This is a genomic window from Fulvivirga sp. AWR4_260 (assembly GCF_056158185.1).
This window is the reverse complement of the sequence record NZ_JBSWSU010000015.1, coordinates 2,354,642-2,370,684: the sequence shown is the minus strand read 5'-3', so window position 1 is coordinate 2,370,684 and position 16,043 is coordinate 2,354,642. Positions and strand designations below refer to the sequence as shown.

General features: G+C 36.3%; 17 protein-coding genes. 4 read left to right on the top strand and 13 right to left on the bottom strand.

Annotated elements, in window-relative coordinates:
* Positions 1-34: 34 nt before the first annotated feature.
* Positions 35-514 (bottom strand): hypothetical protein, encoded by a 480-nt coding sequence (locus ACXACQ_RS16335; RefSeq protein WP_474977037.1) that lies wholly within the window; start codon positions 512-514, stop codon positions 35-37.
* A 273-nt stretch (positions 515-787) separates the two neighbouring features.
* Between ACXACQ_RS16335 and ACXACQ_RS16330 the strand changes: the two genes are divergently transcribed.
* A complete protein-coding gene (locus ACXACQ_RS16330) occupies positions 788-940 on the top strand; it encodes a hypothetical protein (protein ID WP_474977036.1) in 153 nt (50 codons plus the stop codon).
* Between the two features lie 987 nt (positions 941-1,927).
* Here ACXACQ_RS16330 and ACXACQ_RS16325 read toward each other — a convergent pair.
* From ACXACQ_RS16325 to ACXACQ_RS16295, 7 genes are all read right to left on the bottom strand, one after another.
* Positions 1,928-2,407: a TIR domain-containing protein gene (locus ACXACQ_RS16325; protein ID WP_474977035.1), complete on the bottom strand. Its 480-nt coding sequence runs from the start codon at positions 2,405-2,407 to the stop codon at positions 1,928-1,930.
* Positions 2,408-2,412: 5 nt separating this feature from the next.
* Positions 2,413-3,009, bottom strand: a complete 597-nt coding sequence (locus ACXACQ_RS16320; RefSeq protein ID WP_474977034.1) for an SLOG domain-containing protein — start codon at positions 3,007-3,009, stop codon at positions 2,413-2,415.
* Complete coding sequence (locus tag ACXACQ_RS16315; RefSeq protein WP_474977033.1) at positions 2,991-4,163, bottom strand: toll/interleukin-1 receptor domain-containing protein; 1,173 nt, start codon at positions 4,161-4,163, stop codon at positions 2,991-2,993. Before ACXACQ_RS16315 ends, ACXACQ_RS16320 begins: the two co-directional genes overlap by 19 nt.
* Positions 4,164-4,766: a toll/interleukin-1 receptor domain-containing protein gene (locus tag ACXACQ_RS16310; RefSeq protein WP_474977032.1), complete on the bottom strand. Its 603-nt coding sequence runs from the start codon at positions 4,764-4,766 to the stop codon at positions 4,164-4,166.
* Between the two features lie 232 nt (positions 4,767-4,998).
* The gene (locus ACXACQ_RS16305) at positions 4,999-5,577 is read right to left on the bottom strand and encodes a DUF6896 domain-containing protein (RefSeq protein WP_474977031.1); all 579 of its coding nucleotides are present in this window, start codon (positions 5,575-5,577) and stop codon (positions 4,999-5,001) included.
* A gap of 697 nt (positions 5,578-6,274) precedes the next feature.
* Positions 6,275-7,267, bottom strand: coding sequence for an alpha/beta hydrolase (locus ACXACQ_RS16300; protein WP_474977030.1), 993 nt, complete (start codon positions 7,265-7,267; stop codon positions 6,275-6,277).
* A gap of 70 nt (positions 7,268-7,337) precedes the next feature.
* Positions 7,338-7,898: a sugar O-acetyltransferase gene (locus ACXACQ_RS16295; RefSeq protein ID WP_474977029.1), complete on the bottom strand. Its 561-nt coding sequence runs from the start codon at positions 7,896-7,898 to the stop codon at positions 7,338-7,340.
* A 103-nt stretch (positions 7,899-8,001) separates the two neighbouring features.
* On the opposite strand from ACXACQ_RS16295, the gene ACXACQ_RS16290 reads away from it, so the two are divergent.
* The gene (locus ACXACQ_RS16290; RefSeq protein WP_474977028.1) at positions 8,002-8,835 is read left to right on the top strand and encodes a helix-turn-helix domain-containing protein; all 834 of its coding nucleotides are present in this window, start codon (positions 8,002-8,004) and stop codon (positions 8,833-8,835) included.
* 81 nt (positions 8,836-8,916) lie between these two features.
* Here the strand turns inward: ACXACQ_RS16290 and ACXACQ_RS16285 are convergent, their stop codons facing one another.
* Both ACXACQ_RS16285 and ACXACQ_RS16280 read right to left on the bottom strand, forming a co-directional pair.
* Positions 8,917-9,387, bottom strand: coding sequence for a hypothetical protein (locus tag ACXACQ_RS16285; protein WP_474977027.1), 471 nt, complete (start codon positions 9,385-9,387; stop codon positions 8,917-8,919).
* 574 nt (positions 9,388-9,961) lie between these two features.
* Positions 9,962-11,746, bottom strand: coding sequence for a glycosyl hydrolase family 28 protein (locus ACXACQ_RS16280; RefSeq protein ID WP_474977026.1), 1,785 nt, complete (start codon positions 11,744-11,746; stop codon positions 9,962-9,964).
* A gap of 676 nt (positions 11,747-12,422) precedes the next feature.
* On the opposite strand from ACXACQ_RS16280, the gene ACXACQ_RS16275 reads away from it, so the two are divergent.
* Both ACXACQ_RS16275 and ACXACQ_RS16270 read left to right on the top strand, forming a co-directional pair.
* Complete coding sequence (locus ACXACQ_RS16275) at positions 12,423-13,220, top strand: HipA family kinase (RefSeq protein ID WP_474977025.1); 798 nt, start codon at positions 12,423-12,425, stop codon at positions 13,218-13,220.
* The gene (locus ACXACQ_RS16270; protein ID WP_474977024.1) at positions 13,198-13,584 is read left to right on the top strand and encodes a DUF3037 domain-containing protein; all 387 of its coding nucleotides are present in this window, start codon (positions 13,198-13,200) and stop codon (positions 13,582-13,584) included. Before ACXACQ_RS16275 ends, ACXACQ_RS16270 begins: the two co-directional genes overlap by 23 nt.
* A 120-nt stretch (positions 13,585-13,704) precedes the next feature.
* Here ACXACQ_RS16270 and ACXACQ_RS16265 read toward each other — a convergent pair whose 3' ends face one another.
* From ACXACQ_RS16265 to ACXACQ_RS16255, 3 genes are all read right to left on the bottom strand, one after another.
* Complete coding sequence (locus ACXACQ_RS16265) at positions 13,705-14,088, bottom strand: hypothetical protein (protein ID WP_474977023.1); 384 nt, start codon at positions 14,086-14,088, stop codon at positions 13,705-13,707.
* A gap of 70 nt (positions 14,089-14,158) precedes the next feature.
* The gene (locus ACXACQ_RS16260) at positions 14,159-14,695 is read right to left on the bottom strand and encodes a Crp/Fnr family transcriptional regulator (protein ID WP_474977022.1); all 537 of its coding nucleotides are present in this window, start codon (positions 14,693-14,695) and stop codon (positions 14,159-14,161) included.
* Between the two features lie 97 nt (positions 14,696-14,792).
* Positions 14,793-15,524, bottom strand: a complete 732-nt coding sequence (locus ACXACQ_RS16255) for a hypothetical protein (RefSeq protein ID WP_474977021.1) — start codon at positions 15,522-15,524, stop codon at positions 14,793-14,795.
* Positions 15,525-16,043: the final 519 nt, after the last annotated feature.

The window sequence follows — 16,043 nt, the reverse complement described above, 5'->3', positions numbered from 1 at the left end:
ATAGGGTTAGCTATTGCATTTTGTTAGAGCTTGTTTATTTCACAATTTTTTTATCAGATAAATCTATCCAAAAGTTGAAATTTACATTTGGTCCATCAGCAATAACGATCAATTTTTTTAAATCCTGGCCTTTATCTAGGAGGGATTTATGGATACCATTGATCCATACTAATTTATGCTTTTGAGCATCCATAATTGGCAAAATCTGGAACAAATAAGATTCTGGCTTATCTGTATTTTCTATTTTGTGAATCTCAGTCTCCGCAAGTCTATTCTCCTGCTTTAGAAATTCTATCGTAATTGATTTCAATACGGCAAAATCATCTTCCGTAAGCTCTGCTGATGAATCAGCATTCTTTTCGGTAATAAGACCATTATAATCCTCAAAATTCAGTAACACATAGTTCTCAATTCCTAAACTGTCATTCAGCAAGGCGCTTCTATCTTTTCCAACAGCACAACTACTTGCTAAAGTAAGTACAATGAAGAATGTTATTATTCTGAATTTTTGCATTTTAATAAGCTCTAACGACCAGCTATCGGGCGTATGTCCGCAGCTAGTGATTAGCACTAAAGTAGTGAAATCTGCCGAAGCTCACAACGGTTCCAAATGACACTGCGTTCCGCAAGTCTAAAAATCCTGCGAGCAGAGGTTTGTAGAAAGCACTGCCGTTTCTCAGCGGCAGATATCACGGTCAAGTCACACTGAAACCAGCCAGAACGCACCTAGACATATGCCCGATCAGCGATTGTGGTGTGCCTTGAATGGTGAATATAGCTCAAGAAATTGAGTGATCCAAAGGGTGAGAGTCCCGTAAGCACCGGGGTCGTGCCCGGAAGCCAAGCAAGTGGCAAGGTGGCTTGGGGTGACCCATGCGCTGAAGTAAGCCAGACTGCGGTGTCTGTACTGATGAACAAGAATTGCTACAGAGGCTATTAGGTCGGATGAGGTAACCACATCTGCCGAAGTCCAGCGCCCTATAGGGATAGTACCGAAGTAGTAAATGCAACAGGGATAGACACAAGGATATTCGCCTTACCGAGGGAGGTCTCTCGCTCACGGGTTGGGTAGAGAGAAGTCAGCCGAGGTCATAGTAGTTATTGGTAACGAGCCTTGAAAAACAAGGAGGCCTCACTAGGTAATGAAGGACTGAACATTGAATCGTGTCGTAATTCGATTAGGAATACAGGTCTTTGAGCCTTTATAGCCTTTTCTTAAGCAGACAGAAGGAATTACAACCCGAGATTCAATGAACCGCGTAGTACGAGACCCGTACGCTACGTGGTGTGTGAGGCGCACCGTGGACTTAAAGCTCACGGCCGTCTACACGATTGTGCCCGGCATGGGCATATGGTATCTAAGATACCAAATTATTCCAGAGGGTGAAAGTCCCTTATGCGCGGGAGTCTTGTCCCGAAGCATTAGCAAGTCGCAAGATGGTTTGTCGTGAGGCATGCACTGAAGGAAGCGAGACTGCAAATCCCGGTTCCAACGAACAGGAACTGGATACTGAGGCTGTATGAGTCGGATGAGGTAGCACATCATACTGACGTCCCAAAGTGGTTAGCCACTCAGCACCTATGCAGTAGATCCAGTGGATATTGGGTGAAGGAATATGCCCTTACCTGGGGAGGTCTCTCGCTCACGGGTTGTGTAGAGAGAAGTCAGCCGAGGTCATAGTAGTTATTGGTAACGAGCCTTGAAAACCAAGGAGGCCTCACTAAATAATGAAGGACTGAACATTGAATCGTGTCGTAATTCGATTAGGAATACAGGTCTTTGAGCCTTTATAGCCTTTTCTTAAGCAGACAGAAGGAATACAACCCGAGATTCAATGAACCGCGTAGTACGAGACCCGTACGCTACGTGGTGTGTGAGGCGCACCGTGGGCTTAAAGCTCACGGCCGTCTACACGATTAGCGGCCTTTACTTTCTTTTTTCAATTGCATCATCAATCCAGCTATCAATATTATTCTTAATATCATTATAGGTGTCAACCGAACTGGGATTGTAGCACTTTACTACACTGGATAACTTTTTGCCATTTTCAAAAGTGAACTGATCAAATGGATTAACACCTTTTTTACCGTAACCATTTCTCGCACATTTTAGATTATGTATATAGATGCCAAGTAACCCTTTACCGTCTTCCCAAGCTTTCTTTATTTCATACTTTACCCATTTTCGATTCGCTGTATCTTCGCCTACTAGGACTACCACACAGCTCTTACCTTTCATATTATCTTCAATCCATTCTTTAATTTTATTAGCACCAGTGTTTTTAATTTCCTCCCATTTATTTGGAGTCACTGGTTTATTTCCCTCTATTGAACCAATATTTCTAATGAGCTGCACCCTCATCACGTCATTATCAAAATGAAAACTATAAAAAATTCTCTTTGGCATAATATTTAATTTTTAATTATATCATTTAATACTTCTCTAAATAATGCCATATAGGCATAGTCATTCAATAATCTGTGGTCAAAGTTATCTGGTTGACTTTCAAATAGTATTTTCGCTGCTGCACCCGTACTTGCGACAGGTAAAATCAAAGCATTTGGATGACTTTCTCTGAACATTATATATTCGTCATTTATCCCCTCCATACCCCCAATGAATATTCCAGCTTTGAAGTCATTATCACTAATCATTCGATTTCTCATTAGCTCTATACTTTCTTTCAAAGTGTCTTGCCTTTCAGTTAATACTATATTTTCAAAAGAAAAATTGTCAGGAGGGAATTTGTCTTCAAAAAACATAGACTGATAAAGAGTAATATGGGTTTTTAAATCTGCTTTCATTCTTCCCATAACATAACGAATTAAAGGTGTTATTGATGGGTGTCCTCCCCAAACTAGGTGTGCCTTAGGTATCACTACAGTTGCTAACGCTCTCACGGCATCTCTAATTGATACGACATCAGCTGTATCAAAATATTTCCTGTCCCTGTCCGGATAGGGAATGCTCGCAGATAAAAAAACTTTATTTAAATTGTTTTTAGCCATTCTTCTGCCTTTATTATTTTAATTGTTTTTACAGGAAGATAGTTATCTAACCAATCCAGATGTTTAATCCATTTTTCCCTTATATTTCTATGATCGAAAAGCAAGAATACTTCTTCAACATTTTTAGACTTAATTCTTGCAACCAATTCTTCAGACTGATTATAGGTAAAAGCTTGTGGAACACCTACGGTTGGTATTATCACTAATTCCTTATCATCACTTTTCTTAACTGTGATAAATTTTTCGGATTGCAAAGTAGCCTTTTTGCCAACTCTTTTAGAAGAGGCGATAAATTCGGTAATAATGTTGTCTTGTCTTGACGCTAGACTTCTTGCTCTTAGCGATTCAACCTGATTAATTATTGCTGCTATAATATTTGAATTTAGATAACTGGAAGGTTTAGAGTAACTGCTATTACCAAAATCAGTGTCATTCAGTTGAAGTGGCATACTTAGTTCAGATTCTCTCTCCAATTTATGTGTTGGCCAGATCAATTGTAAGATTCCTATTGACATAGCATTAGCTTTAGCCAACTCTTGAGTTGTCCAGTCGCTCTTTAAGAAACCTGGTGTATTCAGGAGAACCAAAACATCTGTATCAGCCATCCTATGCCAAAGTTCTTCTTGAAAGGGCTCTCCAGGTCGAATAGTGTGGGTGTCTAAGAATACATCAAAGCCATTTTTCTCTAATTGTTCAAATAATTGAATGGCTACAGTTGAGGATTCATCCCTTTTATAACTAATAAATAAACGTCTTGAAAGTCGTAACAAACTTAACCCCTCCAAAACACTAGATACCAGCTTTTCAATGTCGTTATGTGAGGCAAGTTCAAAACCATTTACGCTGTGTAGATCTTTTGGAATCTGGTTTGTGAACTGGGTTAAATCCGAAACAATTGGGAGGATTAGGTTAGCATCATTTATTAATATCTCAAGTAAGTCAAGATTCTTAAAAGAACCTGTATCGCTTCCAAAGTAAAGACAGAATGTTGGAGCATTTGCTTTATAGTCTCTTCTTAAATTATTTTCATCAATTTCAAGAATAGAATCTTTCGGCAACCCAAGTTCATCAATATGATTGTAAAAGGTGTCTAAAACCTCTTTGTAGAAAGGATTATCATCTCCAATTTTTATTATCTGATAACTTGTTGTCATTCAATTTCTATTTAACCATGTTTTCAATGGGTTGATGTAACGAATTCCCTCTTTATTTTGAGGTTCTGCAACATAATAGCCTTCGGGAATTCTTTTGCCATCTCTATAATATCCTGTTCCGTCCTCATAATCAATGTGAGGGTAAATTTGTAAGTATTCGTTTCCCTTATATTCAAAGTTATACTCTCCCCTTTCTTTAACAGGTAAGATTGCAATGTGTCGCTTAAATTTATGAACATCACCAATTCCTAATTCCCAATTGCACCAAAAAGACTCAATAGCTTTTTCGGTAACAAGTAAAATAAACTTGTCACAATATTTAATAATATCTTTTATTCTTGCCGCTGTTTCGCCTGATGTCTGTTCTGGCATTTTATTGTCCATACTATCTATGTAAACCTTAACACCAATATCTTCTAAAAATTCAATTACGCCCGCAGCTTCCTTGATTTCTCCTAAGTCTTTGTGTTTGTGAGAGAGAAATACAGTTGTTTTTGTATCATAAGCAGATTTAGCACTAAATGTTCTCGTTTCTCTTAACGATTCATTAATGAAAGATTTCTCTATTCGTGAACTTCTAAAATGTCCTTTTTCAAATATCATTCTTAGTAATTTACTTGATTGAGTTATACACTCTCTTTAATTGCCGCTAACGTTTAGTATATGGCAAGTAGGGCAGTAGAAAGCGATGAACTTTCAAGTTTGCACTGAGCCAAAGCGTTGTATTTTGTTTTTAATTTATTCATTCTTAAAAGCCAAATCAACGATTTGGCGGGGATTATAAATAGGACTGAACTTTCGTAACCCATGAACGCCCTATTTGCTATATACAGTGTTATCTCCTTTTTTCTCTGTTCAGAATTAGTTCTTCAAAATCATAGTTAGGTCTATTTATTAGATATCCTTCTTGCTTGAATACATTAATGACCTTTCTCAAATTTTGACTTTTTCCCTGTAATAATTCAAACTGATATTTTAAGGATTCAGTAGTTTCTATAAACCTGTAAAGGAAGAAATTGTCAATTACTCCGTACTCTCTGCCATAAATGATTTTGACATCAAGATATTGTCCAGTCTTCACGTTCTCGAAAGCACATTCTGCACCATGAAAATAGTAGTTCCATAATTTATTAATTCGCCCTCTCTGATTCTTGCTTTTATTTCTTTTAAGATCCCAGATTTGAGCAGAATCATTAAGGTCAATTTCAAAGGTTCTCACCATCATATCCATCATTTCATGGGCTTTTTTATCAAATTCCACAAAACATTGCCAGAATTCATCAAAGTGAGAAATTACATGTTCTGTTGTTATTGAATCTTCAATTATTAAAATTTTAGACCAAACAATGTAATAGACTAACTTGGCCTCAAATTTTGATTCCAAATGCTTTAGAATATTTTCATCTACAATCACATTCTTAATTGCGATTTGAGAATCAATAGACTCCTCAATTGTTCTTTCGAGCTCTTGATATGAAGCTTTTTTATTTTGGAAGTCGATTGATATTTTTTTTGTCCATTCAGTTTATTGGAGATAACATCCGTGTAAGGGAACATTTATGTCCCTTATACACCAATAATAATATTAAGTTAAGTAAAACTATTAATTTATAGCGCAGTATTATCTATTTTAAATTAATTAAACCATATTTTACTGCAAATGAGTGATTTAATTTAGCAGTATATTATACGGATATTATGCGTATAATATTCACTTCTCATTGGTGTTGCTTAAGTCTGTAATTATTAAAGATTATTCAACCAATATATAAGCCATCCTTAAGTTGGAGTTTTGCGTGATGAATCGCTACATCTAGCCTTCTTTTAAATGATTTGAATACAATCATCAACTTATAGGGTATATCAAAAACTACTGACATTAACTGAAGAGTAATTATAGATTCAGATAGCATCAGATTAAACTTTCAACTCATCAAAAAGCTTAAAATCATCTATGAAATAGTTCGATATTTCCCCCTTTCCTGCTACAACAAAAAAAGGCAGCATAAAAATATGCTGCCTTTTTTTGTTGTAGTCTTTCTCATACACTAAATATTAGCGAATAGTTTTTGGCGGCCACAATCACTAGGATTGCGATGCTCTGCGATTTACTATTTCAAGCTTTCACTAAAAAACGATTCCAATTTGTCGAATGGAATTTTATCCATTTGGTCATATAAATCCGTGTGCACAGCATTAGGAATTATCATCAACTCTTTGGGATCGGATGCTGAATGGTATGCATCTTCGCTAAAATACTTTGAATGCGCGTTTTCTCCTGCGATAATGAGCATCGGTCTTGGCGATATCTCCTTAATGTAAGTCAAGATTGGCATATTCATAAAAGAAATTGAGTTTGTAGCTGTCCACGCGGCATTTGAATTTATTGAACGCTTGTGAAACCCTCTTTCAGTTTTATAGTAATCATAGTATTCCTTCACAAATTGTGGTGAGTTTTCGTTGGTCTGCCCTAATCCATTTTCAGGATAATTAGGCGCACCATTTTCGGCATCTTCCCAACGTTGCAAACCCATTTCTTCCAACATTTTTGTGCGTTGTTCTGGTGTAAGTGAACCAAAATACCCCTCTGCATTAACCCTTGACATGTCATACATACTGGTTGTGGCTACTGCTTTTACGCGCTTGTCCACCGCTGTAGCATTCAATGCAAATCCCGCAAAACCACAAATTCCAATGATACCGAGTTTATTTCGGTCAACTTTATTATGCAATCCAAGAAAATCTATTGCAGCACTAAAGTCTTCTGTATTAATATCAGGCGATGCTACATTTCGAGGTTCCCCACCACTTTCGCCTGTGTAGGAGGGGTCGAACGCCAAACTGACAATTTCTCGTGATGCCATTTCGTTGGCGTAAAGTCCTGAAGACTGTTCTTTTACCGCACCGAAAGGCCCGCTAATTGCGATTGCAGGTAAATCATTCCCTCCATTTTTAGGAAGATATAAATCGCCCGTCAACTCAATTCCATATCTATTTTTAAACGTTACCTTTTGCCTAGTAACATTATCATTTAACTTAAAAGTATAGTGTTCTTCTGTAGTTTCCATTGCTTTAGATTTTTTTATCTGTGCTACTGTTTTCATACTGCAAGTCTGCCCAACTAACAGTAGGGAAGAAATTGCAATGAATATGATATGTTTCATTATATTTATTTTAAACTGTTTTAATGAATTTTGCAGGCACCCCTCCTACCATTGCATTATCAGGAACATCTTTTGACACTACCGATCCTGCAGCTACAACAGCGTTTTCACCTATAGTTACTCCTTGCAAAATCGTTGCGTTTGCTCCAATCCAAGAGTTTCTTTTAATTCGGATGCGCTTCGGAATAAGCGAATGTCTTTCCTTTGGGGTTGAAGGATGTCCTTCGGAAAGTAAGCTCACCTTTGGCCCAATTAATACATCGTCTTCTATAATAATTCCTCCTAAGTCAAGAAAAACACAATCAAAATTGATAAATACATTTTTCCCTATTGCCGTATGTTTGCCGTAATTGATATATAAAGGCGTAAACACAGCAACACTTTCGTCAATTTCTGAACCGGTAATCTGACTCAATAAAGTCCTGATTTCATTTGGGTTCGCTGAACTGTTCATCTTCAACAACAGTTCTTTAGTGGCCATTGAAGCCTCACGCATTTTGTAGGCTTGTTGATCATTTGTCAATATGGTTTCGCCATTCTTTAGGCGGTTGAAAATATTCGTAGTTTTCATTGCTCCAATAATTACAATGCAAACTTATAGAAGGTGTTTATTACATTTGTTACAAATATTTCGCAAATAGTATCAAATATTACTTATTTAATTGTAGCCGATAATGGATCCATCAGAAGAAAACTCTCCTCGCATCATTATGCTCAAATTGGTAAATCATAAGGACCTTCCACTTGATTTTCAACGCCACTACCACACGCATTTGCTTTGTCATCGTGGCAACATGACCTTTTCATTTAATGGAAATAACATGATCTGCAATAAAGGTGAGTTTGTATTTTGGTTTGCTGACAGCCAATTGTCGAATTTAAAATTTTCAAAAGGTTTTATATCAACAGTTTTACTTGTAGACAAACAGTTATTGAATGACAATGTGCCTGATCAAAATTTGAGTATTGATGCAATTTTGCATTCACGTCAATACCCTGTAAAACAATTGAATGGGAAAGATGATATGGAAAGGATTTTGACTAATTTTAAGTTATTACACAACAAATTTCAAGATAAACAGCATCGTTTTTATCATGAAGCCCTGAAGCTGCAAATGCGACTTTTTATCCTTGAAATGTGGCACACCTTTACTAATGAATATGAACGTAGAAAGCGCAGTTTGCAGTCTGGAACATTATATGAGCAATTTATGCATTTGTTGCAGCTGCACTGCCTCAAGGAACGTGAAGTTCAATTTTATGCCAATCAGCTTTATATAACCGCCAAATATTTAAATTTTGTATGTAAAAAAAACTCTGACATTACGGCTTCTGAATGGATCCAACGTTATGCCAAAGAGCGCATCATTTTGCTATTGGAGAATAAGAATTTGAACATTGCAGAAATCGCTGATAAAATGCACTTTTCAAGTCGGTCATTTTTTACACGCTACGTTAAAAAGCTTTTAGGTGTTACTCCAAGTGAGTATCGCAATCGGCTTCATTAAAACAGCAAAGAGTGGCTACCACTCATATTGCCCTTAAGGTTGGGATTACGGCCCTCTACTCCATTACCGCCTGATTCTTTTTCAATTATTTATCACTCGTTTAAAGATAAATCCTTCTGTTCTGCAAACTGCAACCGTTACATTATCACCCTTTCTTGTATAGAATTCTGATTCCGTTTTAGTTTTCCAGCCATCTACTCTTTTCTCAATTATCCTATCCATCCAATCTTTATCACTACGATCAAGTTCAATTTTTATCAATCCTGCGGTCCATTTGTCTAAATCAGAAGGATTCGCTTTTATGGCAAATTTGTAGTCCAATGATGATGCACCTGGCACTATTGTTCGACCATTCGAAAATCCGTTTACATTAAATAATTCGAATTCGGCATTTTCGATTTCGCTAAAACTTTTGATTTGATTTTTTAGAACTTCAACTCTTTCATCTTTTTTATCATAACCATCACTATCCAAGTTATTCGAGTCTGTTATATCAGAGCAGATGCCAAGCCCGATAATTAAGAATCCCATTATAAGTTTTATTTTATTCATATTAATTACAGAACATCCGTATAACTAAAAATTTATACCCTTTACGCATCTAATATTAGATTAAGTCAAATAATATTTTACCATGCGCTTCAATAAATTTTATGGCACCTAATCTTTATATTATTGCGTATGGATGGGTTGCTTAAGATCATTCAACTTATTCAGACGCCACCTTTACATGTTGGCCTTAGAAAATTAATACCTACATTTCTGCTTCCTCAAAATGACTTTTATTTTAACTCATATTTCTTATTCAATTTCTGATGCTATCAACAGAAAAGGCAGCAGATATTTACCTACTGCCTGTCTTGTTATCTAAAGAGCTCTTTTTTAAATAATGAAATACTACAAAACTTATAAAAAGAAAAATAGCACTGCTTATTTGGGCAGTGCTACTTAATCCTTTATCGTTAAATAAAATGTAATGCTTATTTAGGTCAAATATCATCATCTCCTCCTTTCCCAAACACTCAGAAAGAACTAGAGTGAAGAACATTTTAGTGGCACCCTAACACGTTAAAGCTTTAGGGTGTCTACATGATACTTGCTTTCATTGAAATATTTAGTAAAACCCTTATTCTTTTACTATTGCCTGCCTTACATCTGACGGAGATACTGTCTGGCTACAATTTATGAAGTTAACATTCTCGGCATACCTAACGTAATATCCCCAAGCAGGAAGCCTTCCAAAAACATTATATTCAGGGTAATTTCCTGTGTATTCGCCAGGCGTGCCAGGCACGCTAGTTGCACCACCTTTAAACGAGTTAACCTTTACATTATTAAAGGTTACATCTTTTACTTTGTAAATATTACCGTTCAAGTTAATTCCACTTATACAGCTGCCGATGTTATCAGTAATGTTTCTGAAATCTAAATTCGAAAAGGTAATACCAGACATGCTGCCAGTTTTAGCAGGAGCTCCTACTGGCCTATGCCCACGTTTACCTGCTGAATGCAGTAGAAAAAAAGCGTTTGCAGAAGTGGCGAGATTGATCCTATCGAAGGTTATATTAGAAAAATCTGCTCCATCTAACCCTTGAAGAGAAATGGCACACAAACCGCCTCTCCCTGATCCGTTTATCGCTATGTCTTGCAACAAACAGTTGGTGAAGCCACCGTAGGTCAATGTTCCAAACTTTATTTTATTGCCAGTAGTACCGTTTACTGATACATTTTTAATGGTTAAATTATTTACACCTCTACTAGAGCCACTTTTAGGGCATATGGCATCATCCTGACACAAAATTGTACTATTGGTAATGGTTACATCGTGAGAGTCACAGATATCAATCCCATCTTTGTTTACCCCGTAACGCGATGTATTGATGTTAATCCCATCCACAATCACACTATTACATTCTAAAATAACAAAATCCCACATGGCACTATTCAAAATCTCGAGGTTAGCCACCCTCACATTTGATGAATAGGCTACATACAAAGCCATTGGCCTCAATGTCTCATCTTTGGTATGGTCCCATATAGGACAATCTCCATTACCATCAATGGCACCCCCACCAGCTATGGTTACATTGGTTGCTCCCTCTACATAAACGAATGCTTCTTTAAGCTCCCAGCCTCCACCACCAATAACATTCGGTAGCCAGACATTGGCATTATCAGCATGCCTTGTTACTGGAGGGTATAGCGAATTGTTTTGTATGCCTTTTAACCTTGCCGTTTTATCAATCCATAAAGTCATATTCGATTTCAACCTTATTTGACCTGACATGAATGCACCATCAGATAAAATAACAGAACCACCTGCAGTACAGGCATTTATTGCAGCCTGTATAGCCTGCGTATCATCAGTAACTCCATCACCTTTGGCGCCATAATTTCTCACATTAAAATGCGCTCCTGGCGCACTACACAGCCCCTCATCACTAGAAACAGCTATATTATCAATATTAGGGCCTCCGTTGGCGGTATTTGCTCTAAGTCTTACCGTATTAAGCCCTTCTTTAAGGTCTACAGTAACCCTACCAATCCAGTAATAATTCCAATCTCCAAAATGAGAAGGGAACACCATATTTTTCACAACAACACCATTGACCGTTAACTCACACTGACGATTAGCTCCACTGGCATTGGCGTACTTAATTAGCAAAGTATGATTTCCTGGTGTTTTACAGTATAAATTATTCCATTCTACATATGAACCTTCTCCCCCCATATCTAAGTAACCTGAGCCCACATAGGGAAAATTTGATGTTTCCACTGTACAATCAGCTGATTTGCTGGTATAATTTTCACCTTCATAATAAGAAGTACCGAAGGCATGAGCATCTCGAACGTTTAATGCCCCTAACATAAATGTTGTTAGAATCATTAAAACTGGCAGTTTCAATTTCATAATGTTTTATTTAATGGTTTAAGTAGTGTATTTATTTATTCTGCGGTTATTTCTTTATCATTAATTCAACCCTATTTGTGTATATAGCTCTGCTATACTCATGCCTTTACGAACTCTACATTCCAACCTCTCTCCTCTTGTCCATCTGGTTCATTGCATGAATCGGCATAGCTATTTCTCCATTCATGAGGCAAACTTATACCGCATTGAAATAGAGTGCATTAAGCCTATCCCAATGCATAAAGCATCCTACTAATTTATTAACAAAACTAAGTTCAGGCCTATGCATACGGATATTGTGCGCGGACAAAATGGCTCTATACTGCCATTAATATACCAAAATTATCTCAGAGCATGAAAGCTCTCAACGAATGACTAAGAATAATTATGTTCATTAGCTTCCATAAAAAATGAATAAACAGTCCGAAATATTGTGTTCTCCAAATTTGAAAAAGCCTGGAAGGTAAGTCCAAGTTGCAACTAGAGATGAAACTATAGGAAGGATGTACTTTAAAGTACAGAACTGGCTTGTACTTTAGGGATTTCTTAAACCGAATCTAAAACATATTATTGAATCCATAAGTAGACAAAGTCTCATATGATCAGTTTTCTTGTGAAGGCTTTTTTTATCTTCAGGTTTCATTCATATTTGCCCAAGCTGAAATTTTATCTGCAGATGACACCAGAAAACAATCCATTAAACCTCCGTCACGTGCATGCCACAAGGTATGTGACTCCGCTTAGGGAAGGAGGTTCTATGCCGGCCATAGTAGAAGCCAATGACGATTTTTTATATGTATTAAAATTCAGAGGTGCCGGCCAAGGCACTAAGGCGCTCATTGCAGAGCTTATAGGAGGAGAAATAGCCAGAAAGCTGGGTTTTAATGTTCCAGAGATTGTTTTTATTGACCTGCAAGATGGTTTTGGCAAGATGGAAGGCGATGAAGAAATTCAAGATTTACTTCAAAATAGCGTAGGAGTCAATTTAGCGCTGCATTATCTTTCAAACTCTATTACGTTCGACCCTGTTGCGACAGAAATAGATGCCCAACTGGCGTCTCAAATTGTATGGTTGGATGCCTTAATCATGAACGTGGACAGGACCGTGCGCAACACTAATATGCTATATTGGCACAAAGAACTCTGGTTAATTGACCATGGGGCTGCCTTTTATTTTCACCATTCTTGGAATAATAAAAATGGAGATCAGCCATTTTCATTAATAAAAAATCACGTTTTACTTAATAAAGCTACAGAGCTGGAAGCAGTAGACCGGCAATTTGCAGCGCTTCTTACCCCTGAATTTATAGGTAAGCTTGTAAATTGTATTCCTGACAATTGGTTAAATGATGAGCACATCTTTGACTCCAAAGAAGCACATAGAGATGCTTATAAAGCGTTTTTACTTAACCGAATAGAAAATTCTCAATCATTCATAAAAGACGCAGAAAATGCAAGATTATCACTTATATGAATATACGACCATACGCCTTATGCCAAAGGTAGAGCGTGGAGAGTTTATCAATATCGGCACCATACTATATTGCAAGGATGAACGATTCTTGGAATGTCTGTTTCATTGGGAGGAATCTAGGATTTTGGCTTTATTCCCAGAAGTTGACATGCAGTTGGTCATGCGCTATGCTAATGCTATTAAGCTCATTTGTGAGGGAAGTAAAGCAGGTGGAGCTATAGGTCAACTTCCCTTAGCCGAAAGGTTTAGATGGCTTACTGCTACCAGAAGTACAATACTCCAGGCTGCACCGGTGCACCCAGCTTTTTGCAAAGAGGCAAAAACCACGCTAGAGCGCCTGCATAATGAAATGGTATTGATGTGATGATGATAAAAGTCAGAGTAAAACACCTCTGACTTATTATTACCTTCAAAGTCTGTATTTGGCTCTATGCTTCGTTATTAACTAGGCCATTATTATAAGAGGTAAAGTTTAAGACTTAAATTAAACTTCCGAAGCAAGATTTTTATTGATATGATCTCCTCCAACAAGTATTGTCAGTTCATCGCAATGCCTCACTTTTCCATTCTCTATGTAAAATTCGGCTAAAACCTTATGCTTAACCACATTTCCATTGTTAAGCTTACTCTCAACCAAATGATTGGTGAAAATATGCGTATCGTTACTGATAATATTAAGAAAAGTAATACGCTGCTTAAGTGTCTTACTTTTTAACTTAAAAATATGCTTTTTAAAAGTTTGATTATCTAATATTTGACCATCTACCGATTGATGAAAATCGTCACTGAAGTATTTATCAATCAAGGCCTCATCATAGACGGGACTTTCTATTACCTCTTTAAAAACTGATTTAATAAAATTTTCCATAGTTTGTTATTTTAATTATTACAAACATAGGCGCCATGACACATGCCAAACGATAACAATTGTTAAGAAATCAAGCTTCGCGGTTTCTTATTCGGCTTAAGCTCAAGGAAGTAATGCCTAAATAGGATGCTATTAAATGTTGTGGTATTCGTAAAATATACTCCGGGTTATTGGCCATTAAATTTCGGTACCTTACCTCTGGCTTATCCTGGATTCTTGAAATCAAAAGACGTTGATATTCACTTAATCGATCAATTAAATATTTATTCAAGAGATTTAAAAATCTATTGTTTTGACTTAACTCTTCAATTTGGCGCTTACTTATTGAATACACCACTGCATCTTCCACAGCCTCTATGGTATATAAACTTGGCGAACGATAAAAGAAACTTTGGGTACAGCAAAAAATATGGTTTTCAAATAAAAACTGAAACGTGATTTCATTTCCTTCATGCTGCGTCCAACCACGAAGAATGCCCCTTCTCAAATAATAAAAATTATCTGAAGTAGTTCCTTCAGCCATAAGTACTTCCCTCTTCTTATAGTACTGCTCATCATAAGAGCTGAGGAGAAAGTTATAAAGCTCTTTCAATTCATCGTTATTCATGAAATCTCTTTTACGAAGCTTTAGTGATCAATAAAGCAATTAGTATACACTAAAAACTGCAAATACATGATTTTTTCTATCAAAATTGTATACCCAGTTATGATTTTTCTGAAATTTTATTTTGCAACTTAATTGGTAAATCTATAAGCAAGCAAGAACTCTCGGGATTTTTATTCGAGTAAATTAGAGTCTCTATTTCACCATAATTATCAGGAGATGGAGTGTAAGTGTAATAATAATGGATTATACCTTCATGATCGTATAGGTATTTAATTCTGTAACTCTTTCCGTGATGAGAGCTTCTATCTTCCGCTTCTATCCACCTACCAGTTGTAATACTAAAATCATTCAAAATTAAAAAGTATTCACGAATCCCCCTTAACAAAGAAATTAAAACACATAAAATTACTAAAAAAAATATTCCAATAATTAAGCTTACCCAAAAAGGTAGTGGCGAATGATTCATATCTACAATTCTAGAAACGGTAATATCATCTGCAACAAACTCTATACGCACAGTATCATCTACTGCTAAATCAGACGAACCGAATGAAGAACCAGTTTGAACATTGCCACTCTCAAAAAATTGGTACATATACTCTTTTACCCGTATATCATTTATAACTATGTTGGTCTTTTTTACACCTACCACCTGACCTTCAGTATAATCCAAATCTTCAAACATTTTTTCAAAACATTGAAAATCAGACCGATTAATACATTCAACTTCTACCACACATATAATAACCACTGGAATGAAAACATACAGGAAATGGATGTTCTTAGCTACAAGCGCTACTCTATCAGTAAATGTAAGGGCTATTCTCATTAACAAATAATTAACAGAACAATCTTAGCCTTTGTACAGGCTTATTGTATTTCATTAAACAAATAAGTGATTTAATTAAAGTTGCCTCAACTTATATATTACGAAGCCAATTATTAGATATAACAATACCCCCATAAACCCATTTAAGACAGGATCCTGATCGAGCACTTTTTTGTAAGTATATTTTTTTGTTAGAAAGCACCACCTCAGCCACGCTCCCGGCACTACCAAGAGACCGTATCCCAAAATATTAAAAATTAATTCAAACATTATTTAAGCGTATCTCTATTAAATAACAATAAATTAAATTGAATACACTAATATATAACTATTAAAATAATTAATATAACATTGAATTAAGATTTTTCATGCAAAACTTCATTACAATAAGCAAAAGAGAAGCTTTGAATGATTGGTACAAAACCTGATATGACAGTAATACTATGCTCGAAGGCCTAAAAACTTTCACTCTTTATGGTCTTAAGTACCACCAAATTCATCAAATGCCCTCTTTTGCCA

Bases quoted from the DNA above. Each gene is read 5' to 3' on its own strand.
- ACXACQ_RS16335 (WP_474977037.1), bottom strand. From the start codon at position 514: ATGCAAAAATTCAGAATAATAACATTCTTCATTGTACTTACTTTAGCA.
- ACXACQ_RS16325 (WP_474977035.1), bottom strand. From the start codon at position 2,407: ATGCCAAAGAGAATTTTTTATAGTTTTCATTTTGATAATGACGTGATG.
- ACXACQ_RS16320 (WP_474977034.1), bottom strand. From the start codon at position 3,009: ATGGCTAAAAACAATTTAAATAAAGTTTTTTTATCTGCGAGCATTCCC.
- ACXACQ_RS16315 (WP_474977033.1), bottom strand. From the start codon at position 4,163: ATGACAACAAGTTATCAGATAATAAAAATTGGAGATGATAATCCTTTC.
- ACXACQ_RS16310 (WP_474977032.1), bottom strand. From the start codon at position 4,766: ATGATATTTGAAAAAGGACATTTTAGAAGTTCACGAATAGAGAAATCT.
- ACXACQ_RS16300 (WP_474977030.1), bottom strand. From the start codon at position 7,267: ATGAAAACAGTAGCACAGATAAAAAAATCTAAAGCAATGGAAACTACA.
- ACXACQ_RS16295 (WP_474977029.1), bottom strand. From the start codon at position 7,898: ATGAAAACTACGAATATTTTCAACCGCCTAAAGAATGGCGAAACCATA.
- ACXACQ_RS16290 (WP_474977028.1), top strand. From the start codon at position 8,002: ATGGATCCATCAGAAGAAAACTCTCCTCGCATCATTATGCTCAAATTG.
- ACXACQ_RS16285 (WP_474977027.1), bottom strand. From the start codon at position 9,387: ATGAATAAAATAAAACTTATAATGGGATTCTTAATTATCGGGCTTGGC.
- ACXACQ_RS16280 (WP_474977026.1), bottom strand. From the start codon at position 11,746: ATGAAATTGAAACTGCCAGTTTTAATGATTCTAACAACATTTATGTTA.
- ACXACQ_RS16275 (WP_474977025.1), top strand. From the start codon at position 12,423: ATGACACCAGAAAACAATCCATTAAACCTCCGTCACGTGCATGCCACA.
- ACXACQ_RS16270 (WP_474977024.1), top strand. From the start codon at position 13,198: ATGCAAGATTATCACTTATATGAATATACGACCATACGCCTTATGCCA.
- ACXACQ_RS16265 (WP_474977023.1), bottom strand. From the start codon at position 14,088: ATGGAAAATTTTATTAAATCAGTTTTTAAAGAGGTAATAGAAAGTCCC.
- ACXACQ_RS16260 (WP_474977022.1), bottom strand. From the start codon at position 14,695: ATGAATAACGATGAATTGAAAGAGCTTTATAACTTTCTCCTCAGCTCT.
- ACXACQ_RS16255 (WP_474977021.1), bottom strand. From the start codon at position 15,524: ATGAGAATAGCCCTTACATTTACTGATAGAGTAGCGCTTGTAGCTAAG.